30 protein-coding genes are annotated in these 24,719 nt (G+C 56.1%); 19 read left to right on the forward strand and 11 right to left on the reverse strand.

Going from position 1 to position 24,719, the window contains the following annotated elements; all coding sequences use genetic code 11:
* The first annotated feature begins 264 nt into the window (after positions 1-264).
* The gene (locus tag J2Y90_RS19205) at positions 265-732 is read left to right on the forward strand and encodes a metallophosphoesterase family protein (protein WP_253501881.1); all 468 of its coding nucleotides are present in this window, start codon (positions 265-267) and stop codon (positions 730-732) included.
* 142 nt (positions 733-874) lie between these two features.
* On the opposite strand, the gene J2Y90_RS19210 is transcribed toward J2Y90_RS19205, so the two are convergent.
* The gene (locus J2Y90_RS19210) at positions 875-1,519 is read right to left on the reverse strand and encodes a dTMP kinase (RefSeq protein ID WP_253501884.1); all 645 of its coding nucleotides are present in this window, start codon (positions 1,517-1,519) and stop codon (positions 875-877) included.
* A 101-nt stretch (positions 1,520-1,620) separates the two neighbouring features.
* Here J2Y90_RS19210 and J2Y90_RS19215 point away from each other — a divergent pair, with 101 nt between their 5' ends.
* From J2Y90_RS19215 to J2Y90_RS19255, 9 genes are all read left to right on the forward strand, one after another.
* Positions 1,621-2,682: an SDR family oxidoreductase gene (locus J2Y90_RS19215; RefSeq protein WP_253501887.1), complete on the forward strand. Its 1,062-nt coding sequence runs from the start codon at positions 1,621-1,623 to the stop codon at positions 2,680-2,682.
* A 454-nt stretch (positions 2,683-3,136) separates the two neighbouring features.
* Positions 3,137-3,652, forward strand: coding sequence for an HvfX family Cu-binding RiPP maturation protein (locus J2Y90_RS19220; RefSeq protein WP_253501890.1), 516 nt, complete (start codon positions 3,137-3,139; stop codon positions 3,650-3,652).
* Positions 3,653-3,713: 61 nt separating this feature from the next.
* Positions 3,714-4,133: an organic hydroperoxide resistance protein gene (locus J2Y90_RS19225; protein WP_253501894.1), complete on the forward strand. Its 420-nt coding sequence runs from the start codon at positions 3,714-3,716 to the stop codon at positions 4,131-4,133.
* Between the two features lie 113 nt (positions 4,134-4,246).
* On the forward strand, positions 4,247-5,128 hold the full coding sequence (locus tag J2Y90_RS19230) for an HvfB family MNIO-type RiPP peptide maturase (RefSeq protein ID WP_253501897.1): 882 nt from the start codon (positions 4,247-4,249) through the stop codon (positions 5,126-5,128).
* Positions 5,121-5,906, forward strand: coding sequence for an HvfC family RiPP maturation protein (locus tag J2Y90_RS19235; RefSeq protein ID WP_253501901.1), 786 nt, complete (start codon positions 5,121-5,123; stop codon positions 5,904-5,906). The genes J2Y90_RS19230 and J2Y90_RS19235 overlap by 8 nt, the downstream gene beginning before the upstream one ends.
* 291 nt (positions 5,907-6,197) lie before the next feature.
* Entirely contained in the window at positions 6,198-6,665 is a 468-nt protein-coding gene (locus J2Y90_RS19240) for an HvfA family oxazolone/thioamide-modified RiPP metallophore (RefSeq protein ID WP_253501905.1), read from the forward strand.
* A 197-nt stretch (positions 6,666-6,862) separates the two neighbouring features.
* Positions 6,863-7,078 (forward strand): tautomerase family protein, encoded by a 216-nt coding sequence (locus tag J2Y90_RS19245; RefSeq protein ID WP_016774741.1) that lies wholly within the window; start codon positions 6,863-6,865, stop codon positions 7,076-7,078.
* Positions 7,075-7,731 (forward strand): DsbA family oxidoreductase, encoded by a 657-nt coding sequence (locus J2Y90_RS19250; protein WP_253501908.1) that lies wholly within the window; start codon positions 7,075-7,077, stop codon positions 7,729-7,731. The genes J2Y90_RS19245 and J2Y90_RS19250 overlap by 4 nt, the downstream gene beginning before the upstream one ends.
* A 75-nt stretch (positions 7,732-7,806) precedes the next feature.
* On the forward strand, positions 7,807-8,436 hold the full coding sequence (locus tag J2Y90_RS19255) for an isochorismatase family cysteine hydrolase (protein WP_253501911.1): 630 nt from the start codon (positions 7,807-7,809) through the stop codon (positions 8,434-8,436).
* 13 nt (positions 8,437-8,449) lie between these two features.
* Here the strand turns inward: J2Y90_RS19255 and J2Y90_RS19260 are convergent, their stop codons facing one another.
* From J2Y90_RS19260 to J2Y90_RS19270, 3 genes are all read right to left on the reverse strand, one after another.
* Positions 8,450-8,815, reverse strand: coding sequence for a histone-like nucleoid-structuring protein, MvaT/MvaU family (locus J2Y90_RS19260; protein ID WP_253501914.1), 366 nt, complete (start codon positions 8,813-8,815; stop codon positions 8,450-8,452).
* Between the two features lie 67 nt (positions 8,816-8,882).
* Positions 8,883-9,278, reverse strand: a complete 396-nt coding sequence (locus J2Y90_RS19265) for a DUF1330 domain-containing protein (RefSeq protein ID WP_253501917.1) — start codon at positions 9,276-9,278, stop codon at positions 8,883-8,885.
* 220 nt (positions 9,279-9,498) lie between these two features.
* Entirely contained in the window at positions 9,499-10,209 is a 711-nt protein-coding gene (locus J2Y90_RS19270; RefSeq protein ID WP_253501920.1) for an SOS response-associated peptidase, read from the reverse strand.
* Positions 10,210-10,307: 98 nt separating this feature from the next.
* On the opposite strand from J2Y90_RS19270, the gene J2Y90_RS19275 reads away from it, so the two are divergent.
* From J2Y90_RS19275 to J2Y90_RS19290, 4 genes are all read left to right on the forward strand, one after another.
* Positions 10,308-10,739 (forward strand): LexA family protein, encoded by a 432-nt coding sequence (locus J2Y90_RS19275; RefSeq protein WP_064362391.1) that lies wholly within the window; start codon positions 10,308-10,310, stop codon positions 10,737-10,739.
* Entirely contained in the window at positions 10,726-12,006 is a 1,281-nt protein-coding gene (gene umuC / locus J2Y90_RS19280) for a translesion error-prone DNA polymerase V subunit UmuC (RefSeq protein WP_253501924.1), read from the forward strand. Before J2Y90_RS19275 ends, umuC begins: the two co-directional genes overlap by 14 nt.
* Positions 12,007-12,184: 178 nt before the next feature.
* Entirely contained in the window at positions 12,185-13,111 is a 927-nt protein-coding gene (locus tag J2Y90_RS19285; protein ID WP_253501927.1) for a DMT family transporter, read from the forward strand.
* 183 nt (positions 13,112-13,294) lie between these two features.
* Positions 13,295-13,726 carry a bleomycin resistance protein gene (locus J2Y90_RS19290; protein WP_253501929.1) on the forward strand — a complete coding sequence of 144 codons (432 nt, stop codon included), beginning with the start codon at positions 13,295-13,297 and terminating at the stop codon, positions 13,724-13,726.
* Positions 13,727-14,416: 690 nt separating this feature from the next.
* Here J2Y90_RS19290 and J2Y90_RS19295 read toward each other — a convergent pair.
* The 5 genes from J2Y90_RS19295 to J2Y90_RS19315 all read right to left on the reverse strand — a co-directional run bounded on the left by J2Y90_RS19295 (position 14,417) and on the right by J2Y90_RS19315 (position 16,853).
* Positions 14,417-14,887: a hypothetical protein gene (locus tag J2Y90_RS19295; RefSeq protein ID WP_242205411.1), complete on the reverse strand. Its 471-nt coding sequence runs from the start codon at positions 14,885-14,887 to the stop codon at positions 14,417-14,419.
* 328 nt (positions 14,888-15,215) lie between these two features.
* A complete protein-coding gene (locus J2Y90_RS19300; RefSeq protein ID WP_095125358.1) occupies positions 15,216-15,815 on the reverse strand; it encodes a hypothetical protein in 600 nt (199 codons plus the stop codon).
* A gap of 13 nt (positions 15,816-15,828) precedes the next feature.
* A complete protein-coding gene (locus J2Y90_RS19305; RefSeq protein WP_253501932.1) occupies positions 15,829-16,056 on the reverse strand; it encodes a hypothetical protein in 228 nt (75 codons plus the stop codon).
* Between the two features lie 9 nt (positions 16,057-16,065).
* A complete protein-coding gene (locus J2Y90_RS19310; RefSeq protein WP_095125360.1) occupies positions 16,066-16,536 on the reverse strand; it encodes a DUF6998 domain-containing protein in 471 nt (156 codons plus the stop codon).
* An 11-nt stretch (positions 16,537-16,547) separates the two neighbouring features.
* Positions 16,548-16,853, reverse strand: coding sequence for a hypothetical protein (locus J2Y90_RS19315; RefSeq protein WP_095125361.1), 306 nt, complete (start codon positions 16,851-16,853; stop codon positions 16,548-16,550).
* 852 nt (positions 16,854-17,705) lie between these two features.
* Between J2Y90_RS19315 and folE the strand changes: the two genes are divergently transcribed.
* From folE to J2Y90_RS19335, 3 genes are all read left to right on the forward strand, one after another.
* On the forward strand, positions 17,706-18,263 hold the full coding sequence (gene folE, locus J2Y90_RS19325) for a GTP cyclohydrolase I FolE (protein ID WP_253501935.1): 558 nt from the start codon (positions 17,706-17,708) through the stop codon (positions 18,261-18,263).
* Positions 18,264-18,308: 45 nt separating this feature from the next.
* Positions 18,309-18,851: a DUF3833 domain-containing protein gene (locus tag J2Y90_RS19330; protein WP_253501938.1), complete on the forward strand. Its 543-nt coding sequence runs from the start codon at positions 18,309-18,311 to the stop codon at positions 18,849-18,851.
* A gap of 121 nt (positions 18,852-18,972) precedes the next feature.
* The gene (locus J2Y90_RS19335) at positions 18,973-19,776 is read left to right on the forward strand and encodes a DUF1206 domain-containing protein (RefSeq protein WP_253501939.1); all 804 of its coding nucleotides are present in this window, start codon (positions 18,973-18,975) and stop codon (positions 19,774-19,776) included.
* Positions 19,777-19,818: 42 nt separating this feature from the next.
* Here J2Y90_RS19335 and J2Y90_RS19340 read toward each other — a convergent pair whose 3' ends face one another.
* Positions 19,819-21,120, reverse strand: a complete 1,302-nt coding sequence (locus J2Y90_RS19340; RefSeq protein ID WP_253501942.1) for an Nramp family divalent metal transporter — start codon at positions 21,118-21,120, stop codon at positions 19,819-19,821.
* A 353-nt stretch (positions 21,121-21,473) separates the two neighbouring features.
* Here J2Y90_RS19340 and J2Y90_RS19345 point away from each other — a divergent pair, with 353 nt between their 5' ends.
* Together J2Y90_RS19345 and J2Y90_RS19350 are read left to right on the forward strand one after the other, a co-directional pair.
* Positions 21,474-22,715: an MFS transporter gene (locus J2Y90_RS19345; protein WP_253501945.1), complete on the forward strand. Its 1,242-nt coding sequence runs from the start codon at positions 21,474-21,476 to the stop codon at positions 22,713-22,715.
* A gap of 154 nt (positions 22,716-22,869) precedes the next feature.
* Complete coding sequence (locus J2Y90_RS19350) at positions 22,870-23,646, forward strand: alpha/beta fold hydrolase (protein ID WP_253501948.1); 777 nt, start codon at positions 22,870-22,872, stop codon at positions 23,644-23,646.
* A gap of 15 nt (positions 23,647-23,661) precedes the next feature.
* Here J2Y90_RS19350 and J2Y90_RS19355 read toward each other — a convergent pair whose 3' ends face one another.
* Positions 23,662-24,582: a LysR family transcriptional regulator gene (locus tag J2Y90_RS19355; protein ID WP_253501951.1), complete on the reverse strand. Its 921-nt coding sequence runs from the start codon at positions 24,580-24,582 to the stop codon at positions 23,662-23,664.
* Between the last annotated feature and the right edge of the window lie 137 nt (positions 24,583-24,719).

Genomic DNA, 24,719 nt, shown 5'->3' on the forward strand with positions numbered 1-24,719 from the left:
GGTCGCCGCGCTCAGTCGAACGATGGTTTTGCTTGGGATTCGCCCATGGCTGAAGATTTCGTCACAATTGCCTGTGCACGGCCCACTGACCGCTCTAGCTCTTGAAGGGCACGTGCCTCCGCTCGTTCTCAAATGGCTGAAAGCCTGCTCAGCGAATCAATAGCCATAATGACGAACTAAAACGCTTGAATCACTGCTTTGCGAATGGCAGCTTTGGGTGGAAAACAGTCACTCCTACCCGAAATGTCCACGGAGAATTGGCCCATGAAAACCGCCCTGATATCCGACACTCACAATCTCCTCCGCTCCGAAGCCATTGGCGCGCTCCAAGGCTGTGACCTGATCATCCACGCCGGCGACATCGGCAACCCGGACATCCTCGCCCAATTGTCCGAAATTGCGCCCGTCCACGCTGTGCGCGGCAACAATGATCTCAGCAGCCCATGGGCCAAAGACCTCCCCGACCTTCTGACCTGCACTCTCAACGGCTGGCACACCCTCCTTATCCACGACATCGCCGACGTCCCCGCCGATCTGGATCCAGACATAAAGCTCATCATCACCGGCCATTCCCACAAACCGCGCATCGAATGGCGCGGCGATCGTCTATACGTGAACCCTGGTAGCGCCGGCCCTCGGCGTTTCAAATTGCCGGTCACGCTGGCGATTCTCGAGATACAACCCGACAGCATCGAGCCGCGCCTGATTTCCCTACTGGATCCCCCCGCCTGAAATCGCTACGGTTACCGCGATCCAGAACCAGGAAGCGCCACCTCCTACCAGGCACGACCTATCTCGCGGCGAACCGATCCTCAACGCCGCCGAGCGTGATATCAAGTGACAGGACAGCGGGTTTAGATCCGACCCGCGCCGCTCAGCATGGCGGACTGACACTTCCGACATGGAGGCGTCTAATCAGCCGATTAATCTCCCCTACCACCCGCCCCGTCGCTTCCTCGATCGTTCCCTCATTCCGGCACAAAAACCAACCCTGCTCAGCAACCGCTTGCTCAAAAGTTTGAGTACAAGCGACATGCTCCTCAAGCCCCCGAAGTACAGTACTGCTCAAGCCACGCCGTCGTGCCCCTGCCCTCGCCCACGAAATCTCCGCCGCTGTCACCACCCCGACATGCAGGTCTGGCACTTGGACGTTACGTTCAATATTGAGCTGCAGGATTTCTGCAAACGGGACTATCCGGCGAAACGCGGCATCGGACGGGTACCAGCGATCGATCAGGATGATGCTGTCGGCAGGTTGTTTGGTCAGCACGTGCCGGGAAATCCAGCTGCGGCTATCAGCCAGGCGTCGGCAGACTTCCAGCTCCAGATCCCGGTCAGGATGTCGGACGAGTTGATTTACCAAGCGCATTGTTTCGCCCCTGAACGGGTCGCTTTTTTTCTCGCACAATCGGATGACTTTCTGGTTGTCTGCCCTCAGCGCTTCAGTAATGGCCTCCAACAGCGAGGTTTTGCCGACGCCTTTGGGGCCATCCAGAGCAACAAACAGCGGACGAGTCATTGTTCACAGACTTCAACGGGGAGTAGCGAACACTCTAACGGATTTCAGGTTGAACCTCTGCTGCTCAGGTGGACTCCCAAACCTGAAACCAGGAGAAACCTATGACCCAGACAGCTTTAGTCGTGGGCGCCAGCGGCATTGTCGGCAGCGCCATCACTCAATTACTGATCGACAACGAATGGCAGGTCGCCGCGTTGTCGAGGCGCCGTTCGCAAGCGCAAGGCGTGATCCCTATCGCCGCGGACCTTCAGGACCCGGCGTCGCTGGAACAGGCGCTGAGGGATTTGAAACCCACTCACGTATTCATTGCCACATGGTCACGGCAAGCCACAGAAGCCGAGAACATTCGGGTTAATGCCGCTATGGTACGCAACGTCCTCGCCGCCGTTCGCCCAGCCAGAAGCGTCAAACACGTAGCACTGGTAACCGGCCTTAAACACTACCTCGGCCCGTTCGAAGCCTATGGTAAAGGCACCCTTCCGCAGACACCGTTCCGCGAAGAGCAGGGTCGTCTGGATGTCGAGAATTTCTATTACGCCCAAGAAGACGAGCTCTTCGCCGCCGCCGAACAGGACGGCTTCACCTGGAGCGTCCATCGCCCGCACACCGTCACTGGGGTGGCCGTGGGCAATGCGATGAACATGGCAACCACCCTCGCCGTCTATGCCTCGGTGTGCAAACACACCAATCGCCCCTTTGTGTTTCCCGGATCAAGGGTGCAGTGGGACAGCCTCACCGACATGACCGATGCGCGGCAATTGGCGAAACAACAACTGTGGGCGGCCACCACGCCAGCTGCGGCCAACCAGGCGTTCAACGTCACCAATGGCGATGTATTCCGATGGAAATGGATGTGGGGCCGCATTGCCGAATACTTCGACCTGCCTGCTGCCGATTATCCCGCTTCAGTCTCACCCCTTGAAAAGCAGATGGCAGATGATCAAGCCGTTTGGACGCAAATAGTCGCCGAACACGATTTGAAAGAATCCGACATTGGTCGCCTGATTTCCCCATGGCATACCGATGCAGACCTTGGTCGACCCATCGAAGTGGTCACGGATATGTCGAAAAGCCGGCTAATGGGCTTCACTGCCTACCAGGCGAGCGATCAGGCGTTTTTTAACGTGTTCGACAAGCTGCGCGAGATGCGCTTGATACCTTAGGCGGTTCCAGACAGATAAGGTGGGCACCTAGCGTGCCCCCCCTCATTCAACAGTAATTTCCACGCCCTCGCCCCTCCCTCATCTGCGACGTGCATTAATTTCTGCAGTATTTCATAGCCTTCGCGGCGCATGGGAGTGACTGCGCCCTGCCGGAAATCCTCCCGCGTATCACCGGCAGAACGCAGCCCGATCGTTTATCCAAACTCCAAAACCCAGTGCCACAGGCCAGATGCCTGAATAGCGCCTTCGACAGGTATCGCTCTGTATCCAAGTGTGTACGGACGCAAACACGTTACACAACATTGATCTTCCCGCCCCTCAAGACACAAGCGAGATACACCAGCACGATGAACTGCGCTCACGGCCAGCGCAGTTGCTCATGTGCCTGAAACCCCTCATCGGGAGCACCTGAACGGCTTCCACTTTCTTGACGACAAGTCGGAGGATTAAACCAATGCAAACAAACGCGTCATCGGTCTTGAATCGGCTGCACCTTAACCTCGATCGTGCTGGAGACTGGATCGCTCCTCTAAGCCTGCGCGTTTTCCTGGCCTGGGAGTTTTTTGAGGCCGGGTGGGAAAAGTGGAACGGTGAGAACTGGTTCCCAAGCATTCAAGGTGCCTTTCCTTTTCCCTTTAATCAGCTGCCGGCTACGTTCAATTGGCAGTTATCAATGTGGGCAGAACTGCTCTGTTCCATTGCTTTGCTTGTAGGTCTGGGAACACGCCTCTCGGCACTCATCCTCATCGTGGTCACCGTCGTGGCAACTGCCGCGGTTCACTGGCCAGCAGACTGGTCGACGTTGAGCGAACTGGCTATGGGGTACTCCATCAGCAACAAAGGCTACGGCAACTTCAAACTTCCTTTGATCTACCTCGTAGCACTTCTGCCACTGGTGTTCACAGGCGCCGGCAAGCTGAGCCTGGATGCATTTATCCATCGGTCTATCCAGCGTTTGAATGCACGCTGAGTGTTATCGCGTCACTAAGGTTATCGCCTTCAAACCCCGCTACTTAATCAGGAGTTTCACCATGACCCATATTGATAAAGTGCTGTACACCGGCAAAGTCCATACCTCCTCGGGTGGACGAAATGGCACCGCCCTGAGTGACGACGGCCGACTGGATATAAAACTGTCGTCGCCTGGTACCTCGGGCGCCGGTACCAACCCAGAGCAGCTGTTCGCCGCCGGTTGGTCGGCTTGTTTTATCGGTGCAATGGGGCTCGCGGCGAGCAAGATGAAAGTCACTCTCCCGGTTGATCTTGCCGTCGACGCCGAAGTGGATTTAGGCACCACCGATGGTGCGTATTTCCTCCAGGCTCGCCTCAACGTCTACCTTCCCGGGCTGGATCGAAAAGTTGCTCAAGACTTAGTCGATACCGCACACCAGACATGCCCGTACTCCAAAGCGACGCGGAACAACCTCAATGTGGTGATTAACCTCGTTTGAGCAGAACCGTGGCGGTTTTCAAGCGCCCGATCCACGCCCGCCCGGCTACCAAAGGTGACTGTGGAGGTGCTGTGGATCGGGGATTCCAAGCGTCGAATCGGAGTATTGAGCTCATGCAACAGAACATTTCCCCACCAGAACATTCAGCCCCACAGCCACTTGAAGCGACCGTTGGCCTCGGATTGCGCCGCGCACTTCTCAACACGCTTCGTAACGCTCCAGTCGGGGATTTCGATTTTCTGGAGGTTGCTCCAGAGAACTGGATCGGCATCGGCGGCGCGCATGGAGAGGCTCTGCAGTCGCTCGCTGAACGCTACCCGCTGTCATGCCATGGCCTGTCACTGTCGCTAGGTGGCAGTGCGCCGCTGGACGAGTCTTTTCTTGAGCAGGTACGCGGGTTTCTCGATCGCTTCAACGTGCCGTTTTATAGCGAACACCTGAGTTACTGCAGTGACGATGGCCATCTATACGACCTGCTGCCGTTGCCATTTACTGAGGAGGCAGTTCATCACGTGGCGGCGCGCATCCGTCGGGCACAGGACATTCTCGGCCGCCGTCTTGCCGTAGAGAATGTCTCTTACTACGCCGCTGCTCATCAGGATATGGACGAACTTACGTTCACCAATGCACTACTTCGCGAGGCTGATTGTGATCTGTTGCTCGACGTTAACAATGTGTACGTCAACTCAGTGAACCATCAGTTTGATCCAGCGGTTTTCCTGGCCGGCCTGGAACCAGAGCGCGTAGTCGCCATGCACGTGGCTGGGCACCATGACGAAGCCGATGACCTGATAATCGACACCCATGGTGCGTCGGTCAAACCGGTAGTCTGGTCATTACTGGGGCAAGCTTATGACCTCTTTGGTGTGAAACCAACGCTGCTGGAGCGCGATTTCAACTTTCCGGCCTACGACGAACTTGTGGTTGAGTTGAATACCATCAGGCGGTTGCAGCGCGACGCGGATGCTTTGGTGCGGGTGACCGTCGATGGCTGACTCCACTTCAAATTTGCACAGTCAGCAGCTCGCGCTGACCCGTTACCTGCGTGACCCGGACAGTTACGCGCCGCCTGCGCAGATGAATCCCGCAAGAGCGCAGGTCTATCTAAACCTTGTGTTCAACAATCTGCTGAGTTTGCTGGGTGGGACGTTTCCGGTACTGGTTGCCGTGTTGGGCGATGCTGGCTGGCGTGCGCTGGTCCGACGTTTTTTGCGTGACTACCGCGCGCAAACGCCACGTTTCGGAGAAATTGCGCGCGAGTTTGTAGACTTCGTAGCGAGCCTGGAGAACGCGCCTGGTTTTGAGCATCCCTGGTACCCGTTTCTACCTGAATTGGCCCATTACGAGTGGGTGGAGATGGCGCTGCAACAGTTGGATGCTGCGCCGCTGGAGGCCAGTGATGCGGCGCAGTTACTCGACCGTCCCCTCAGGCTTTCCCCGCTCGTCTGGCCGTTGGCTTACACCTGGGCCGTACATCGTCTCGGGCCAGGCCACCTGCCTTCTGAACCTCCAGAACTACCGACGTTGCTGCTAATCAGCCGTGTGCCGAGTGGCCAAGTGCAGTTCTCCCAGGTCAGCCCTTTGGCGTTCCGTTTGTTGCAGCGGATCGAGCAGTTCCCTGACATGGATGGTCGAGCGCAATTGCATGCGTTGGCTGCAGAGGCTGGCGCACCAGATGTGACCAGCTTCGTTGCTGACGCACTGGTTCTTCTGCGCCAGCTTCATGAGCAAGCTGTCGTCGGCGTAGCAGCGACACCGGTTCCAAGGCTGTAGTCCTGACGAGTGATCAAAGGCCGAGGTCAGCTTTTGTATCTCTATGTACCTGCACGCGAAGTCTTGGGATTGGCTTACAAATGCATCTCTAGCTTGATACATCGTGGATACATGACTCCGGCTAAATAAGCCTTACCCGAATAAGGTCGCCCTGTGGAAGTGGAAGACGCTTACGCGCCTAACCCCTGTGATTTCCAGGCTTTTTTCACTTCACCTGGAGCTTCCTTTTGGGTTTATTCGCCCTGTGGCGTGAACCGCGGCCTGGCCGCGCAATGCATCTGGAGAATCACTATGTACCGTAAATCTTTCTCGAACAAAAGCAGTCTTGGCCTGGCCGCTATTGCTTTAGCCGGCGGCATGAGCCTGGCATCGTCTGCGGCGTTTGCTGTGGAGCCATTGCCCCAAGGCTATCAACTGGCGTCGGCCGATAAAGCCGGCGAAGGCAAGTGCGGTGAAGGCAAATGCGGTGCCAGCCAAGCCAGCGACAAGTCCGCCACTGCCGAAGGTAAGTGTGGTGAAGGCAAGTGCGGTGACGACTCTTTCGCTCGCACAGATACCGACCATGATGGTCGCGTCTCTCTTAAGGAACTCCTGGCTGTGGCACCTCAGGGCGGTGAAGAATTCAAAGCGATGGACACCAACCACGATGGTTTTCTTTCTGAAGGCGAGGTCTACAAGTTCAGAAGCAACCAATACCTTTCCAACGGCAAGAAAGTACCCACCGAGCTTTTCACCCACATGAGCAAAGCGCAGAACTGATTCCAGCTCCCGTAACATTCGCCCTCCCCTGCGGTGGCCGCCCGGGAGGGCGATTTACTTTCTGCAAGAGGTATTAATTACACAGCGTCATAAGTGATGTTCTCCGTCCCTGATTTATCCACCGAAAGCGACACTCTAAAGTCCATCCTACTGCTCACCTCATCATGTCGATGGGGCGCCAACAGGAGACTTTCCCCATGCCTTTCATCAGCGTTCGTATCACCCGCGATGGCGTCACCAAGGAACAGAAATCCCAAGTTATCGCCGAGATAACCAAAACCATGCAAACAGTGCTCAACAAGGATCCGCACCTCACGCATATCGTCATTGAAGAAGTCGACACCGATAACTGGGGCTATGCCGGAATTACCACCACTGAGTACCGCCAACAACTGACGGAGTCGAAAAAATGACTTTTCCCGTCAGTATCGATTTTGTGTCGGATGTTGTATGCCCGTGGTGCGCACTCGGCGCCACAGCGCTGGAACAAGCCATCGCAAATGTTGCCGGCGAAGTTGCTGTGGAGTTGACCTTCAAGCCTTTCGAACTGAACCCGGACATGCCGGCCGAGGGCGAGCACGCCATCCAGCACATGATGCGCAAATACGGTCGCAGCGCCGCAGAAGTCGCCTCCCGCAATGAAATGATCATCGCGCGTGGCAAAGCCATCGGCTTTCAGTTCGACCTGGAAAAGCGCAGCCATTTCTACAACACCTTCGCTGCCCATCGCCTTCTGCTCTGGGCCGTGCAGGAAGGCCGCCAGATCGCGCTGAAGAAAATCCTGCTCGAGGCTTATTTCACCAACGGCCAGAACCCCAGCGATCACGAAACATTGGTGCGCCTGGCCGGTGAAGCAGGACTTTCAACCACCCGCGCCCGCGAAATTCTGGCCAGCGAGGCGTTCGCTCTCGAGGTCCGTGAACTTGAAGGTTTCTACCTTGAACGCGGGATTAACTCGGTCCCGGCCATGGTGCTGAACGGTCGTCAGTTGGTGTCCGGATCGCTATCGGTCAAGGAATACGAACACATCCTCAGGCAGGTTGCACGAGAGTCGGCTATAGCCTGACAAAGCAACTAACCAACACGATGCCCCGGGCAAATCCACGGCACCGCTCACTCAACTTGTGTGGAGCACATCGTCATGTCGAACGTCCTCTATCCGCTGAACCGCACCGCTTATCTGCTGGTCGATCCGTACAACGATTTCCTCTCGGAAAACGGCAAGGTCTTCCCCTTGATCAAGCCGATTGCCGACCAGGTCGGGCTACTCGACAACCTGCGGGCCCTCGATCGCGCCGTACGAGCGCAGAACATTCCGGTGGTCATCGTGCCGCACCACCGCTGGGAACACAGCGACTACGAAGGCTGGGACCATCCAACGCCGACCCAATGCAAAATCATGCACATGCACCACTTCGCACGCGGTGAATGGGGCGGCGAATGGCATCCCGATTTCGCGCCGAAGGACGGCGACATCGTCGTGCAGGAACATTGGGGCGCCAGCGGCTTTGCCAATACCGACCTCGATTTTCGCCTGAAGCAGAAAGGCATCACCCACGTCATCATCGTCGGCCTGCTCGCCAATACCTGCATCGAAGCGACCGCCCGCTACGCGTCGGAATTGGGCTACCACGTCACCCTGGTGCGTGACGCGACCGCCGCTTTCCGTGCGGAAATGATGCACCCCGCCCACGACTTGAACGGGCCGACTTTCGCTCATTCAATCGTGACCACCCACGAATTGATTGCTGCGCTGGCACCGCAGGAGTGATGGCCCATGAACCTTACTTGCTCAGCCAGGACTCAACGGTCGCGGCGCCGTGCTTTGTCTTCCACTCCTTGAGCGTTTTGTGATTGCCGCCCTTCGTCTCTACGACTTCGCCGGAGTGGGGGTTCTTATAGACTTTCAACTGGCGAGGCTTGCGGCTAACGGCTTTGGACTCGACAGCTGGAGCGCGGCGACCTGCCTGTGGATCGAGCACATTCATCACGTCCTTCAAGCTGTAGCCGTACTTTGCAAGCAAATCACGCAGCTTGGTTTCGAATTCGATTTCTCTTTTGAGACCTGCGTCACCCTTGAGGGCTTCCAGAGCCTGAAGCTGTTCGGCGAGGTGTTTTTCAAGCTGGCGGAATTCTGCGAGTTTGGACATGAATTTTCTCTTCTGTTATTGATCGAGGCTTCCAACTAAACAATATCCTAAATTTACAAAGTCGGAACTACCGCGCTGGTACTCCCTCGATCAAGTAGACGTCCGTCTTGGCTGAACGCTGGCGGATTTTTCGCAATTCGGTGTATTCCACAGAGTTGTACCAAGCCTGGGCTTTTTCGACGCTCGCGAACTCGATGACCACACGGCGACGCTTTGGTGCTTCACCTTCAAGCGAAATGGTTTTTCCGCCTCGCACGATGAAATGTCCGCCATAGGGTTTGAAGGTTGATTCAACCTGCGCACTGTAAGGCTTCATCCCCTCGGGATCGGTAACTTCAAACTCGGCGACATAGTAGGCCGGTGGTGCGGCAGACTCAGCGTCCGATGCCATCACTCGACAACTGCCCGCCGCAAAATACGCCAGTCCCGCCAGCGCAATCGCCATCACCTTCAAATTTTTCACTCACTTTGCTCCATTGAAAAATCAACTTGACCAGCGCGCAGCCGGTTATTGGCCAGGACAGATGATTCTACGGCCCCCTTGGAAGTTTTTTGCTGAATCTCGCTCATCAAACCATTCCATCAAGGTCATGAGTTGAGCCTCTGCTCGGCTGCTTCCCTGCTCATCGCCCCGTGTTGCTGCAGCTGAGCCAGCCACGTTGATTGTTCCCACCGCTGGTGCATCAATCGTCGACATCCGAGGCCAAGGATAGCGGCTGAATGAGCTGCGGGCCTTGGTTACGCACGTTGCCCACATCCTTGCCAACCTTGTACCAATGGAAATCCGTTGCCGGCCTGCAGTGCTCCATGGCTAATTCGCGAGCGCGTTCAGGTGAGGTATTGGGGTCGATCCATTCACGCGCATGCTCAGGCGCCAAGACCAAGGGCTTGCGATCGTGGATATCGACCATGCCTTCATCACTCGCCGCGGTGATGATGACGAAGCCATCCCGCTCGTCCGGTTCCAGGGCTTCGTGCACCTCGGCCAATCCCGCGAAGAACATCGGAATCTGCTCTTTAAGGGTGATGAAATACGGCTGCTTTTTCTTCGGATCTTCTTCGTCCTTGACCCATTCGAACCAGCCGTTCGCCGGCGCGAGTACGCGTCCGTTTGGCCATAGCTGATTGAAAAACCTGCCGGTGATGACGGTCTCGACTCTTGCGTTGATCGGGTCAGGACGCTTTCCCTTCGCCCAGAATGGCGCCCATCCCCATTTGACCTTGTCAATGCTCAGGCCCTCCCGAACGGGCCGAATGATTTCCACCCGCGTCGACGGTGCGACGTTGTATCGCTCAACGGGCCAGAGGTCATAGCCATTGATCACCAACTGCTTTGGCGCAAGCTCCTTGAGGTAGTGATCCATCGATTCGTAGATCGAGTAGCGTCCGCACATGCTGTCACCCGTCGAATTGTGGTGCCTATGACATTGACCGCAAGCGAACCAAATCGTTAACTGTATGTACGTACAGTTAACCTCCTAAGGCTTGCATCATGAGCATCATCCTTCTCGGCCCCCTCGCTACTGGCGGTAAGAAGCTGCCCCTTTATTCCGCCAGGGTACCGGCGGGCTTTCCCTCCCCTGCGGCTGACCACATCGAAAAGCACATTTCCCTGGATGAGCTGTTCGATATCCGGGCGCCGCACGTGTATCTGGTGAGGATCGATGGGGACAGCATGCAAGGCGCGGGCATCTATTCCGGGGATATGGTGATCGTCGATCGGAGCATCGAGGCGGTCAGTGGCGATATCGTCATCGCCGCGTTGAACTCGGAGCCGTTTTGCAAGCGCCTGCTTTTGCGCGAGAACGCCGTGATGCTTTTGTCGGAGAATCCAAAATACCCGGCGAGGCATGTCATGGAAGGCGACGAGCTGGTGATCTGGGGTGTCGTGAAATACAGCGTCCGTGATCATGACCATGCGTGAACCGGTCTTCGCACTCATCGACTGCAACTCGTTTTACGCGAGTTGCGAGCGCGTCTTCAGGCCCGACCTGGCAAAGACACCTATTGTGGTGCTGTCCAACAACGATGGCTGTGTGATCGCGCGTAGCTATGACGCCAAGCCTTTCGTGAAAATGGGCCAGCCGTATTTCCAGATCAAAGACCATCTACGCCGGCATGGTGTTGTAGCGTTCAGCAGCAATTACGCGCTGTACGGCGACATGAGCGAGCGTGTCATGACCATCATCGAATCGATGGTGCCGGCACTTGAGGTCTACAGCATCGATGAGGCATTCGCCGATTTGACGGGCATGCCCGGAGATCTGTCCGCGCTTGGCAGGCACATGCGCTCCACGCTTCTCAAGCGCGCCGGCATTCCAGTCGGAGTGGGTATTGCACGGACGAAGACGCTGGCCAAACTCGCCAACCACACAGCCAAACGGCTGCTGGACATCACCGGTGGCGTGGTGGATCTGTGCGATCCGTTCAAACGGGACTGGACGTTGCGCAATACCGATGTCGGCGAGGTCTGGGGCGTCGGCCGGCGCATGAAGGCGCACCTGGAAACAATGGGCATCAAGACGGCGATGGACCTGGCGAAAGCCGACCCGTGGATGCTTCGGCAGAAATTCAGCGTGGTGATCGAGAAAACCGCTCGCGAGCTCGCCGGCACCTCATGCCTGGACCTGGGTGAAGCTGATCCACCCAAGCAGGAGATCTGCTGCAGCAGGATGTTCGGCAACCGGCTCACGCAGATCGAGCCGATCAAAGAGGCCGTCGCCACCTACACCCAGCGCGCAGCGGAAAAGCTCCGAGCGCAAAACTCGCTGTGCAAGAAGATCCGCGTGAGCATTCGCACCGGCATGTTCAACCCTGACGAAGCGAAATATGCCAATGGCGCCTTGGTGGAGTTACCGTACCCGACCAACGACGTGCGGCTGATGACGAAGGCTGCGACCGAAGCGGTCAATCGGCTCTTCCGTCCCGGCTACAAATACAGCAAGGCGGAAGTGCTGCTGATGGATCTGCGCCAGCCTGGCGAATTCACCGATGACCTGTTCGCGCAATCCCAGCCGGCGATGGCAGACAAGGTGATGGGTGTGCTGGATGAAATCAACGGCCGCTGGGGAAAGGGAGTGCTGCGCTTAGCCAGCGTGCCTACAGCACCTGGATGGGCGATGCGTCGGGAGCTTATGAGCCAGAGTTATACGACGAAGCTGGATCAGTTGTGGACGGTGAGCGCCAGGTAGCGGCGGCGGGATGGGCCACTGCCGCCTGAAAAACGAGCAGCCTTGAACGGCTGTTTATGGCCAGAAGCGGACAACGGTCAGGAATGAAAATCGCCGTCTGGCGTGTCGGCTGTTTGCCCTGAGAATTCGCCACCGTCTGTTAAATTCTCAGTTCACTGAAGGAACAGGAGTGCGATTCGTGAGCAAGTACAGTGCAAGCGGCGATAGTGTTGCCAAGGGCATAGTGCTAATAAGCGCTGCTGTCTTTCTCCTTTCCCTGGCCGATGCAGCAGTCAAATATTTCAGCGCCAGACTTCCGCTCTGGCAGTTGTTCCTCATCGTCTCCTGCCTGTCGGTGCCCACCCTTGTAGCCTGGCTCGCCAGGGACGTCAGATCGGGTCGATACTCAACCGCGTCGATGTTTTGGGTCGCAATCAGGAGCATTCTGCTGTTGTTAATGTGGGTAACGTACTACTCGGCGTTACCGTTGATCCCGTTATCAGTGGCTGCCGTGGCGATCTACACAACTCCCCTTTTCATAGCGCTTTTCTCCACCCTTTACGGAGGTGAGCCGTTATCACTGTGGGGTTGGGTTGCGATAGGAATAGGTTTCGCGGGTGTCGCCACAGTGTTACGCCCGGGATCAGATGTTTTCGTCCTTGCAACTCTGCTACCTGTGATTGCGGCTGTTTTCTACGCGGTCGCGATGGTTGTGACACGTCGACATTGTCGCAATGAACATCCACTGGTATTGGCGCTGGGCTTGAATATCGCTTTTCTTTTCGCCGCCGTAATCGGAGGCGGCGCATCGCTGATAGTCAGTGAGTCCACAGTTGCTGGTGCTGCATTTCTACTCTCTCCCTGGCAGACGCCCGGTTGGCAGGAAATGCTTTTTATCTTCTGTTACGCCTGCGCCCTGATTTTCATAAATACGGCTACCGCCAAGGCCTACCAGATTGCGCTTCCAGCACTTATCGGGACTTTCGATTATGCGTACCTGGTTTTCGCCTGCCTTTGGGGTTATGTACTGTTCCAAGAAACGCCGGACACCTTTACATGGGCTGGAATTGTTTTGATTGTCATTGCCGGCTTCCTGATTCTGCGCGCCCAAAAATGTAATCAATAGGAGCTTCTTGGGCCAGAGACGGCGTTCGTGAGCGGCAGCTGTCGGCCAATAACGGCCATTCAACCCGACTCGATAATTCCCACCCGACCATCAGGCTCGCCACGATCCTGTTGTGGCATCGAAGCGAAAAGTGCAGAACCTGCTCGCCTGCAATAATTAGCCTTTTGAAATGGAAGTCATCTCATGTTCGAACGTAACAAACTGGTTCCGGAGTTAATGGTCACCAACCTAGATAGCAGTCTGGCTTTTTGGGTTTCTTGCTTGGGGTTCAAAATAGCTTATCAACGCCCGGAAGATGGATTTGCATACCTTGATTTGAATTGTGCTCAAGTGATGCTTGAGCAGGTTGATTTGGACGCGGGTCAATGGCTGACTGCGCCGTTGACTAAGCCGTTTGGAAGAGGCATCAACCTACAAATTGATGTTGAGGCTGTCGCACCCATCATCCAAAAACTTGCTCAGACTGGATTTCCACTCTATCAAGAATGCAAAGACACTTGGTATCGGGCTGAAAATGTAGAAGTAGGCCAGCGAGAATTCATCGTCCAGGATCCCGACGGTTATCTCGTAAGGTTGGTAGAGCGGTTGGGTGAGAGACCGGCTTGCTCAATCTGAAACGGAGCCAAGCCGACCGTCAGCTTCCGACCAAAAGCGGACGTTGGCAGGCGACCGCTACCGGCCAGAAGCAGTCATTCATACTAGCGAGTAGGATCGCATCTCACTACGATCAGGTAATGACACGGAAGGAGCTGCTTAAATGGATTGCCTAACCAACGCAAGGCTCAAAATGGATGATTGGGGCCTGAAAACTGGTGACCGCATGAACAGCGATAGTTCCGCTTCGTGCCCTTGATGGGGCCTGCTAAACTCTCGCACTTCTTGCATGAAATCGAGTAGTCCTTGTAGCACGGGGTATTGCTTTGTATCCCCGATGATCGCTGCTGATTCGCTATCCCATTAAGAGCGACAGCAGCACCAACGAATTTTACAACTCCACTCCAAAAACCCATTGATGTCTTCCCCAGTTTCATCCGCGCGAAATTGCGCTTTTTTACCGACCCAGCCCCGCGATGCGAGGTCTGGGGTGCACCAGGCCACTTTCCCTATCCAGCGATACGGTTTAGCTGCATGTTCTCATCCCAATCGATACCAAGGGCTGTTGCGATCTTTGCTGTGTTGATCCAAGCGCCATTCGTTCAGCGAAGAATTTTTCGCGGGCCGCGGTGTAGCAGTTTTCAATATTCATTGATTCAGTTTTCATGCTTGATCCTAGGATGCGAATAACGTCTCTTTCCTCGCGCATCATCACTGCTTCGTGGCTGATACGGTATAAATGTACTCGACACCGTTCTCCAAAGCCTTGTATTCGCGCTTCTCTCCGCTAGCGAGTATGTCCGTAGCGGAATGCTTGAAGCCTCCGGTCCTAGGCTGATCGATGGTGAAGTTCCCGGCCTTCACCGTTGCCATTTTCTCCAACTCAATGTAGTCCACATTGAATTTCAGACTGATACGACCATCACTGGTGATGTGCGGCGTGATGAATGCCTTGGTACCCAATGCCAAGTCCGCCATGTTGGTCTTACCCTTGGTGACTGAATCTCTATACTTGATGAGACTGATATTGCTGTGTGGTTGGGTGTGTCCATCAGTGGTAGAGCCGGAAAAATTATCGACAACCACACCGTTACGAGTCAGCTCAGTGCTTACGAAGATTGAGTCAGCAGCCGAGGCGCTGGCTGCAAAGGTGGTCACTATTGCGAACAGCATTGCTTTCATGAGTTTTCCGTTATTTATGGATTTAGTCACTAGGGATTTTCGCAAACGCGAAAATTAGCGTCTGACTAAGTATGACGGCAGGGTTTCTGCGTACTTGAGTAACCTTTCCCTTGACTCGTAGGTGCATTGGTTAGAGCGACCTAGTATGACGTTTGATTTCCATCTCACGGCATGGCCATCGCAGGCAATCGGTACTCCGGGGCGCTATCCTATGCAGCCCAGTGGGGCTGTCGGAATTTCCTACTTGCATGGCCGTTTATGTTTTGACCTTAGTCAGTACATTGAGCGGTGACAAATATTTTGATCAATCGGCGATAGACGCGATCATTTAGACGTTTTCTAGTGGTGTAAAAACACCAAGATTTTCCATATCAGCCTCATATTGTCCGAAACTCATCCACCCCAACAGTTCAATTATTGCCATCGAGCGCGAGACAGGTTCGGGGGTAAATTTTCCTGGATGGTGCTGATCTAAAGTCTTGAAGAGAGACGTCCAACTCCCAGGCTTACTATCGTCAAAGTGCATGGCTTGATTACGACCAAACCATATGATTTCTCGGGTATTCGCCCCGGAGGTTATCCGGCCCTCGATAGGACAGTATTCGATTTTTTGACCATATCGCGTAACTAGCCCCTGCCTTGCAATCTGAAGAAGTGTTCCAGCTACGATGGTCATCGTCTGCTCGGTCACCTGAATCGCCCGAACGGTTGCACTCAGCTTCAATCTCTGGCGCATCAAAGTGACCTTCGCTTCCTCGCGAAGCTCATCACTACCTTCCAGAAAGGCGATTTCAGTCTGTTGACGCGAGCGCGTGGTGACGTACCTGTCTTTCTCAATTGCTTGTTCACACAACGTGCGCTGCAAATCAATAACAACCGATTTTGTCAGATCGTAATGGATATTGGCCTCGACAATCCTTGTACTCATAAGATCCTTTCCCTTAATAGTCTTGCAATTCAAATACCCCGCCAGACTGAACCATAAGCTCGCGTACCTGTTCGCTTGTTGCAGGCTCATCGGGTCCAATCGTCCATTCGCCGATAGCATGGTGCACAACCCAGGTATCGCCAATCACCCACGTGATAGGCCCACTTCCGTCCCAAGTGCACAATCGCTTCATGGCCTCCAGTAAAATAGGCATCAACGGATCGTCGGGCAAATCGTCCATGGCCATTTCCTATATTTCAGACCGCGCCCAGCGCAGTCTGCTGATCGCTTTGAACTGATTGATACCGACTGAGCCTCGTTCGTTTCGAGCCTTTGATCCAGGCCTTGTCAGTAACGCCTCAACCGCAGAGCGATCCGCTTCAAAAATCTGGAAAGCGTTGTAATCCGCATCGAGAAGAACCAGTAAAACTGTATCGAAGGGTTGCCTTAAATCGATTGATCCCACTCGACCGCTTCGCATTCGTGGGCTGGTGCAATACCGCCCCTTGATTTGAATTCTGACTTTCAGCCCATCTCTCACTTCTGTCGCGTCGTACCCAGCTTGCCTAGCCAGTTCCAACTCGACGTTGAGGTGCCGAGCTGCCTCGTACTCTGCGATTTCCCCAGTCACACCCAGCGGTTTGCGAGTGAGTTGGTAATAACGGCGAGCCAAAACCTTGGTGTCTCGAAGGATCTGGTACACCTCATCGGCGTCCTCCATGCGAATTTCCTTTAATCGGACGCTAATCCCATGTGCATGACATACCACGCACCGACGTCCATACAACCTTCCCCAACGTAACGGCCACCAAGACGACGAAGAAAACCTTGCTTAGCTTCCTCCGTAGACAGCCTCAACCAAGGGCTATCGTCGCCATACGAGACCAAGAGCTGTCCATTTGGTGCACGCTCGGCTTTGTATTGAGCGAACTCTGTTTCACCGTCAACGGCTTCATGGAGTGCGTACACATCCTCTACGTCCGTCTGCACAGCGCCATCGAGCCATTCGTCAAAATCGGTCAGTGTGAGCCTAGCCATTGTTGATTCCTCAAGTTCTCGGGGGAAAAAGTCTCACCCCTATACGGACATTTCATTATCAATGCTGACTAGCGGTAAGAATTATCGATATCACTATGCCAGTGCAAACTCGAAAGCACGACGGATCACCTCGATGTCGACAGTTAGATACGACTTGCTGTGATGAGGCAGGCATGACTAAGAATGGTCTGTACCGTCTCCACGTCGCCGGTCGCAGTCAGCACCTTTGCCGCCAGAGTGTGTGAGCCATAAGAGCATCACGTCGCGCTTTGGCAGACGGCCAGCAACAGATGTAACGCGGATCAATTGTTTGAATTCCCCTGAACGAAGGGATGCGGCGCGGCGGATGAGTATAATCATAGGGCTCTCTCTCTCTGGACTGATGACGAATCGCCGACGGTCATGAGAGAGTTTGCAACGGGCCTCCTGAATAGCTTACAGACCCGAGCGCCGTGGTGTTCGCGGAGAATGAGAGAGGAGCATATGGGGATATACGGTATTGGCAATAAGCCAGAATTGCTTTTGGGTATGCAGTCGCATGCTGCAAGCATTCACTATCGGGCGAAACCAGAACCGAGTCGACTGGCCGCTTCTGGCCGATAGCTGCCATTCCCCCCCGTGAGTTATCGATCCAAAACAGCCATCTGCCAGCCCGTATCAAGCCACTGACTGAACCTTGCCTTAAGCTTGTCCTGTCTGAAAATTTCAAGCCCCCACAAAAAAACCACCGATTCGTTGTCAGTTGATCTTTTTCAGCCTATCTTCAATAAAACCTATACAGATACCTTGTATACGTACAACCTTTTTCGACCGACATCAGCCCTCACGCAGCACTCGCCACGAGTAACCCGAATGAGCCCAGAGTTAGCCAGCCATTATCGTGAGATCCTCGTTGGCGTCGGCGAGAACCCTGAGCGCGAAGGTCTGCTGGACACGCCCGAGCGGGCCGCCAAGGCCATGCAATACCTGTGCAACGGCTACGCGTTGAGCCTGGAAGACGTTACCAACGGTGCTCTGTTCGAATCGCAAAGCGATGAGATGGTGATCGTCAGCGACATCGAGCTTTATTCGCTGTGCGAGCATCACATGCTGCCGTTTATCGGCAAGGCGCATGTGGCGTACATCCCCACTGGCCGGGTGTTGGGGCTATCAAAGGTGGCGCGGGTGGTCGACATGTTCGCGCGGCGTCTGCAGATTCAGGAAAACCTTACTCAGCAGATTGCTCAGGCAATCCAGCAGATTACCGATGCCGCCAGGGTGGCGGTGGTCATTGAGGCCAGGCACATGTGCATGATGATGCGCGGTGTCGCGAAGCAGAATTCGGTCATGACGTCCTCTGTCATGCTCGGCGCCTTCCGTGATAGTTCGACGACGCGGCAGGAATTTCTCCAGCTCATCGGACGGCGTTAGGCCTATACGCCGCTCGTTAACTGTACAAGCTCAAGGAGTAGGAAGATGACCCGATTTCTGCTGCTGCTAGGACTGTCGCTCAGCATTGCAGGCTGCGGCAGTGTCGATGTTGCTCGTTACGCAGACCAGCAACCTGCATTGAGTCTGGAGCATTTTTTCAGCCAGCCCGTCAAAGCCTGGGGTATGTTTCAGAAGCGCAACGGCGAAGTGACCAAGCGTTTCGAGGTCGACCTCGTCAGTCGTCGCGAAGGCAACAACCTGATTCTCGACGAGCGCTTTGTGTATAGCGACGGTACCCATCAACGCCGAATCTGGACGCTCACTCCCGAGGAGAACGGCGGCTGGAGCGGTCGCGCGGGCGACGTGGTCGGTGTAGCGAAGGGTCAGATTGCAGGAAATACTTTCCACTGGCGGTATCGCCTGAACCTGCCCGTCGACGATTCGACCTACGAGGTAAGCATGGACGATTGGATGTACCTGATCGACGAAGACACGTTGATCAACCGCACCAGTATGTCCAAGTGGGGTGTTGAGGTCGGCCAGGTGACAGTTTTCTTCCGTCGCCAGAGTGCTGGAGCGAATCCTTGATCCGTTGAATGGCCGGCCGATAAGGGCGCACGTCACTCAAGGGTGACGTGACCCACAACCTTAATCGAACCCCTGCCCCGTCCACGGGTCTGCTTCACATCGATTCCCTGGAAGCAAACTCATGTCCACTCAACACACCCTTGTCCTGCTCGCCCGAGGCGGATACGCCGCGCGCGGTGTTCTGTACCTGATCATCGGCATTTTCGCCCTGCTCGCCGCGCACGACTCAACCAAACCCAAAGACAGCCACAAAAGCCTCGAAGCATTGCTCAGCCAGCCGTTTGGCTATGTGCTGATCGGTGTAGTGGTCGCCGGTCTGTTGGCCTTCGCCGCTTGGCGTGCGCTGCAAGCGATTCGTGACGTCGACCACCATGGCAACGAGTTCAAAGGCCTGGTCATTCGTGCAGGCTTGCTGGCCGGCGGTCTGGTCAACGCGGCGCTGGCCTTCTTTGCCTTGGGCCTGCTGGTGAGTGGCCTCAGGAGTTCGGGCGGTTCCGGCGATGGCAAGACCAAGGATCTGCTCGCGCAGCTGCTGTCGTTCGAACACTCGAACCTGTTGATCTACCTGATCGCGCTGATTCCGCTGGGTGTCGGTATCGCCCACATCATCAAAGGCTGGAAGGCCACGTTCGAGAAGTACTTCGAAGCGGATGACGAGGTGATGCGCTACGTACGCCCGGTGTCGCGCTTTGGCTTGATTGCCCGAGGCGTGGTGTTTATCGAGATTGCGCTGTTGATGGCGGTCAGCGGTTCGGTTTACCAGGCAACGAATCCGCCCGGCATGAAGGAAGCGCTGGATGCTTTGCAGAATCTGCCGGCAGGCGGTGTGCTGTTGATGCTGATGGCGTTGGGGCTGATCGCATTCTCGGTGTACAGCTTCTCCGAAGCGGCCTGGCGCAGAATCGAAATGGATGTGCCGTTGTAAGCGGCGATTCGAGGGGGCGCGTGCCCCCTCGACTGCTATTCATCAAGTGAACAGATCAACGCCCAATTGAAAGGCCACCCACAGCGCCAGCCCAGTGGCAAACAGCAGCGCGATGTTTTCGAACAGGTTGTTGCGGTACTGCTTGTCCAGCAGCGATTTCTGGTTGGACATGATCAGCAAGCCCAGGGAAATCACCGGCAAACCAATGATGTTCAAGGCGCTGACACCAATGGTCAGGGTGACGAAATCCGGCATGCCCGGCATTGACCAGATCAGCGGCGTGACCAGAATGAACAGCATGAACCACTTGTGCATCGGGTCGTGATGGAACTCTTTGCCGTACTTCTCGCGACGCTCAGGACGAACGTGCTGGAAGGCATCGGTGATCAGCATCGGAAATGCTGTGGTCTTGCCTGAAATGCTGGCAAACAGCGTCGCGAACACACCGATGAAGAATACATACCAGCCGATCGGGCCGAAGAAGATTTCCAGTGCCTTGCCCAGATCGCCCAAGGTTTTCACCTCAATACCGTTGGGCCGGAGGATTTCCGCACCGACGATCCAGATCGCCAGGTTGATGATGATCCCGACGAATACCGCAAACAGCAGATCGTTACGCTGAATGCGCTTGTGCTGCGGCCCGGTCCAGCCTTTCTGGCGCATGACATAGGGGTGCACGAAGTTGGCGATCGAGCCGGCGACCGCGCCGATCACCGATACCGCCACCAGCAACGCGCCATGCACGCCTTCGTCAGGCGGAATGCTGAAGCCGATGGTGCCTTTGATGATGCCGGTGACATCCGGGCCGGACATTACCGCCAGGGCGATGAACGCCAGGGTCATGATCGCCAGCAGCAGCTTCATAACGCCTTCGATCATCGTGTAGATGTTGCGCCCGACGAGCATCCAGACCGCCAGCACCACCGCCACCGAACACAGCAATGGCTGATCGATCTTGAACAGCATCGCCAGCGACTCCCCTGCCCCCTTGATCATGTAGGCGTTCATCAAGTGCCCCATCAACAGGGCATAAACGAGCATGAACCAGGCAAACACCGGGTTGAGCTGGGCGTACCCCTGCAGGATGGTCATGCCTTGGTTATTGCACAGCTGGAAACGGGCAATGATGTTGACGATCAGGTATCTCAGCAATAACGAGACCGCCAGCACCCACATCATGGCGTAGCCGTAATTCGCGCCGGCCACCGAGGACGTGATCAGGTCGCCCGCGCCAAGCCACGACAGCACGGCGATAATGCCGGGGCCGAGCAGTTTCAGCGTTCGCAGGAACAGGTTTTGCGGTTTCGCAGCGGCCTGATGATCGAGTGAAGGTATGCTCGTCATAGGAGTCTCCATTATTGTTTTTGTGAGAATTTGGGCGGTCGGCACATTAGGTAGGATGTCGTACAACAACGCCAACGCGAGAGTATGTAGAAATGTTTCAATGCTTACTGGTTGTCGCTCTATCCCCGTCTGTTCTTGGGCCAACCAAGTAGGTCGGCCCAGTTGTTTATGGGCATGACGTTTCCGGTTAACAACACATCTCAAATATCGGCTGAATAGTCATACGATGACGGATCACACAACAAGATCGCAGATCGGGCCTCGCTCTCTGCAACTTATCTTTCACCACTTCGGTCATTAGGATTGCCGTGGTCGAGTCAGCCACGCAGACCTGACACTCAAGAGACTGCCCCGTGATCAATCATCTCGATCGCCGCAACAACCGCTCGCTGGACAGTCTGAATTTCTTCCTCGCCGATGTTCGCGACGGCCTCGGGCCGTACCTCGCCATTTACTTGCTCGCCGTACACCACTGGGACCCGGCCAGCATCGGTGTGGTCATGACCCTCGCGGGGATTGCCGCGCTGGTCACGCAAACACCCGCCGGAGCACTGGTTGACAGCAGCCGCGCGAAACGTGCGTTGATCATCATCGCCGCGCTGCTGGTGACCGCGAGTTGTCTGGTCCTGCCGTTCATTTCTTCATTCTCTCTGGTGGCGTTGACCCAAGCCTTGAGCGCGGCGGCAGCGTCGATTTTCGCCCCGGCGATTTCCGCGATCACGCTGGGCATTACCGGCCCCCGGGCATTTACCCGTCGTACTGGCCGCAACGAGACCTTCAACCATGCCGGCAACGCGTGTGCGGCGTTGTTGGCCGGTTTGTTTGCCTATCTGTTCGGTCCGGTGGCGGTGTTTTATCTGATGGCGGTCATGGCGCTGGCCAGCGTGATTGCCGTGCTCTTCGTCTCGGCCGAGGCGATTGATCATGATGTGGCGCGGGGTCTGCAGCCTGGCGATCAAAGCCATCAGCCGTCCGGGTTCAAGGTGCTGCTGAGCAATCGACCGCTGCTGATGTTTGCCCTGTGCTGCGCGCTGTTCCATCTGGCCAACGCGGCGATGCTGCCGCTGGTGAGCCAGAAACTCGCGCAAGCCAACTTGCACATGGCAACGCCGCTGACGTCGGCATGCATCGTCGCTGCGCAACTGGTCATGGTGCCGATGGCGCTACTGGCCGGTGCTAAAGCCGATGTCTGGGGGCGCAAACCGTTGTTGCTGGCGGGTTTTCTGATCCTGCCGCTGCGCGGATTGCTCTACACCTTCTCGGATGATCCCTACTGGCTGGTCGCCGTGCAGTTGCTCGACGGCGTTGGCGCCGGTCTTTTTGGTGCGCTATTCCCGGTGATGGTCAAGGATCTCACCCTCGGCTCCGGGCATTTCAATGTCAGCCTCGGCGCACTGACCACCGCGTTTGGTCTGGGTGCGGCGCTGAGCAATGGGCTGGCCGGTTTTGTCGTTGAGGCCGCCGGTTACAGCGCGGCATTCCTGACCCTCGCCGCCATTGCAGGTGCAGCGTTTCTGCTGCTGTTGATCGGCGTTCCGGAAACGCTGCAGCGGACTGAGGAATTTGAGCCCGCTACAGTCATGGGCCAAAGCTGAGCAATCCGCGACGTTTGTATCAGCATGTAGCTTTTGCTGACACAGATACACAGGCATGCGAAGTCCAGCCATGCACACACATATCTGACACATTTAGCGCGCTAAATACCCCTGTCGCTTCCATTCCTCCCTAATCAATCGACAGGACATCACCATGAACAAAGTCTTCGCAACCCTCGCCCTCACCGCCGCCATGTTCGGCGCCACCGCTGCGTTCGCCGCGCCGGTCAAACCTACCGTGGTGCTGGTGCACGGTGCCTTCGCCGATTCGAGCAGCTGGAACGGCGTGGTCAAGATTCTCGAGAAGGATGGTTACCCGGTGATCGCCGCCGCCAACCCGCTGCGCTCGGTCAAGGGTGATGCGCAATCAGTAGCGGATGTGCTGGCCAGCGTGAAAACCCCGGTGGTGCTGGTCGGCCACTCCTACGGTGGCCCGGTGATCAGCGAAGCCGCTTATGGCAATGCCAATGTCAAAGCGCTGGTGTACGTCGCCGCGTTCGCGCCGGAAAAGGGTGAAACCGCTGCCGAGTTGTCCGGGCGTTTCCCCGGCAGCACCCTTGGCCCGACCCTGTCGGCCCCGGTTGCCCTGGCCGACGGCGGCAAGGATTTGTACATCCAGCAGGACAAATTCCACGATCAGTTCGCTGCCGACGTTTCCCAGGCCGATGCGAAGTTGATGGCCGCGACCCAGCGCCCGGTCACCGTCGCCGCGCTCAACGAAGCCGCCACCGAGCCAGCGTGGAAAACCGTGCCTTCGTACTTCGTCTACGGTGACCAGGACAAGAACATCCCGGCGCAAGCCCTGGCGTTCATGGCCGAGCGCGCGCACTCCAAGCAGACCGTCGTAGTCAAAGGCGCCTCGCACGTGGTGATGGTGTCCAACCCGAAAGCCGTCGCCAGCCTGATCGAAACGGCTGCTACGGCGAAGTGATCGAACCCTGAAGCGTCAGCCGTGAACCCTGTTCACGGCTTTCAGCGCCGGGTGATGCTGAAGGCGTTCGCTGAGAAAATCGACAAACGTGCGCACCTTCGCCGGTACGCGCGGATGTTTCAGATAGACCAGTTGCACCGGTAACGCCGGCGGCTCAAAGGCCTGCAACACCAATTCCAGTTCACCGGCCGCAACCTGGCTGGCGACTTGATAAGACAGCACCCGGGTAATGCCCCAGCCGGAACTGGCGATGTTGATCGCCGCCTGATTCGCGGTGACCACCAGACGCGGTTCGAAGCGAAAACTCAACGGGCCATCGGCATGAGCGAATTGCCAATCGCTGAGCAAATGACTGGCGGATGACATGACGATATTGGCGCGGCTCAACTCATTCGGATGTTGCGGCCGACCATAGCGGGCGAAGTAATCGGGCGTGCCGCAGATGACCTGGCGGACCTCGCCGACCTTGATCGCATGTTGATTGTTGTCGTGCAGATGACCGATGCGCACGGCGACATCGATGCCCTCCTCGGCCATGTTTACCACGCGATCAACCAGCAAAGCCTTCAGATGCACCGAAGGAAACGCATCGACGTATTGCGCCAGCAGCGGCGCGATGAACAACTCGCCAAACAACACCGACGCGGTCACGCTCAAATGCCCGCACGGCACTCGATAACTGCCGGCGGCCGCCTCTTCGGCTTCGTCGATATCGCAAAGAATCCGTCGGCAATCGTCCAGATAACGATGCCCGGCTTCGGTCAGGTGCAGGCTGCGCGTGGTCCGCGACAACAGGCGCGTGCCGATGCGTTGTTCCAGCGCGGCAATCGCACGGGTGACGCTGGGGGGTGAGGTGTTCAAACGCCGGGACGCAGCCGCAAAGCCACCCTCCTCGGCCACGGCCAGGAACATGCGCATTTCCTGAAAACGATCCATAGGCGGGAACCTGTAAAAAACCTCGAAAACACAGTGCCCCCCTGTGGGAGCGAGCTTGCTCGCGAATGCGTCCGGCCAGTCAATATCAATGCTGAATGACACACCGCCTTCGCGAGCAAGCTCGCTCCCACAGGAGA

Source organism: Pseudomonas koreensis (genome assembly GCF_024169245.1).
Classification (GTDB): domain Bacteria; phylum Pseudomonadota; class Gammaproteobacteria; order Pseudomonadales; family Pseudomonadaceae; genus Aquipseudomonas; species Aquipseudomonas koreensis_F.

Excerpts from the sequence above, each read along its gene's own strand:
- J2Y90_RS19210 (WP_253501884.1), bottom strand. The coding sequence starts at position 1,519 with ATGACTCGTCCGCTGTTTGTTGCTCTGGATGGCCCCAAAGGCGTCGGC.
- J2Y90_RS19305 (WP_253501932.1), bottom strand. The coding sequence starts at position 16,056 with ATGGACGATTTGCCCGACGATCCGTTGATGCCTATTTTACTGGAGGCC.
- J2Y90_RS19295 (WP_242205411.1), bottom strand. The coding sequence starts at position 14,887 with ATGAAAGCAATGCTGTTCGCAATAGTGACCACCTTTGCAGCCAGCGCC.
- J2Y90_RS19270 (WP_253501920.1), bottom strand. The coding sequence starts at position 10,209 with ATGTGCGGACGCTACTCGATCTACGAATCGATGGATCACTACCTCAAG.
- J2Y90_RS19250 (WP_253501908.1), top strand. The coding sequence starts at position 7,075 with ATGACTTTTCCCGTCAGTATCGATTTTGTGTCGGATGTTGTATGCCCG.
- J2Y90_RS19290 (WP_253501929.1), top strand. The coding sequence starts at position 13,295 with ATGTTCGAACGTAACAAACTGGTTCCGGAGTTAATGGTCACCAACCTA.
- J2Y90_RS19355 (WP_253501951.1), bottom strand. The coding sequence starts at position 24,582 with ATGGATCGTTTTCAGGAAATGCGCATGTTCCTGGCCGTGGCCGAGGAG.
- J2Y90_RS19260 (WP_253501914.1), bottom strand. The coding sequence starts at position 8,815 with ATGTCCAAACTCGCAGAATTCCGCCAGCTTGAAAAACACCTCGCCGAA.
- J2Y90_RS19205 (WP_253501881.1), top strand. The coding sequence starts at position 265 with ATGAAAACCGCCCTGATATCCGACACTCACAATCTCCTCCGCTCCGAA.
- J2Y90_RS19350 (WP_253501948.1), top strand. The coding sequence starts at position 22,870 with ATGAACAAAGTCTTCGCAACCCTCGCCCTCACCGCCGCCATGTTCGGC.
- J2Y90_RS19275 (WP_064362391.1), top strand. The coding sequence starts at position 10,308 with ATGAGCATCATCCTTCTCGGCCCCCTCGCTACTGGCGGTAAGAAGCTG.
- J2Y90_RS19310 (WP_095125360.1), bottom strand. The coding sequence starts at position 16,536 with ATGGAGGACGCCGATGAGGTGTACCAGATCCTTCGAGACACCAAGGTT.
- J2Y90_RS19315 (WP_095125361.1), bottom strand. The coding sequence starts at position 16,853 with ATGGCTAGGCTCACACTGACCGATTTTGACGAATGGCTCGATGGCGCT.
- J2Y90_RS19240 (WP_253501905.1), top strand. The coding sequence starts at position 6,198 with ATGTACCGTAAATCTTTCTCGAACAAAAGCAGTCTTGGCCTGGCCGCT.
- J2Y90_RS19230 (WP_253501897.1), top strand. The coding sequence starts at position 4,247 with ATGCAACAGAACATTTCCCCACCAGAACATTCAGCCCCACAGCCACTT.
- J2Y90_RS19340 (WP_253501942.1), bottom strand. The coding sequence starts at position 21,120 with ATGACGAGCATACCTTCACTCGATCATCAGGCCGCTGCGAAACCGCAA.
- J2Y90_RS19330 (WP_253501938.1), top strand. The coding sequence starts at position 18,309 with ATGACCCGATTTCTGCTGCTGCTAGGACTGTCGCTCAGCATTGCAGGC.
- J2Y90_RS19220 (WP_253501890.1), top strand. The coding sequence starts at position 3,137 with ATGCAAACAAACGCGTCATCGGTCTTGAATCGGCTGCACCTTAACCTC.
- J2Y90_RS19300 (WP_095125358.1), bottom strand. The coding sequence starts at position 15,815 with ATGAGTACAAGGATTGTCGAGGCCAATATCCATTACGATCTGACAAAA.
- J2Y90_RS19235 (WP_253501901.1), top strand. The coding sequence starts at position 5,121 with ATGGCTGACTCCACTTCAAATTTGCACAGTCAGCAGCTCGCGCTGACC.
- J2Y90_RS19335 (WP_253501939.1), top strand. The coding sequence starts at position 18,973 with ATGTCCACTCAACACACCCTTGTCCTGCTCGCCCGAGGCGGATACGCC.
- J2Y90_RS19225 (WP_253501894.1), top strand. The coding sequence starts at position 3,714 with ATGACCCATATTGATAAAGTGCTGTACACCGGCAAAGTCCATACCTCC.
- J2Y90_RS19245 (WP_016774741.1), top strand. The coding sequence starts at position 6,863 with ATGCCTTTCATCAGCGTTCGTATCACCCGCGATGGCGTCACCAAGGAA.
- J2Y90_RS19215 (WP_253501887.1), top strand. The coding sequence starts at position 1,621 with ATGACCCAGACAGCTTTAGTCGTGGGCGCCAGCGGCATTGTCGGCAGC.
- umuC (WP_253501924.1), top strand. The coding sequence starts at position 10,726 with ATGACCATGCGTGAACCGGTCTTCGCACTCATCGACTGCAACTCGTTT.
- J2Y90_RS19255 (WP_253501911.1), top strand. The coding sequence starts at position 7,807 with ATGTCGAACGTCCTCTATCCGCTGAACCGCACCGCTTATCTGCTGGTC.
- folE (WP_253501935.1), top strand. The coding sequence starts at position 17,706 with ATGAGCCCAGAGTTAGCCAGCCATTATCGTGAGATCCTCGTTGGCGTC.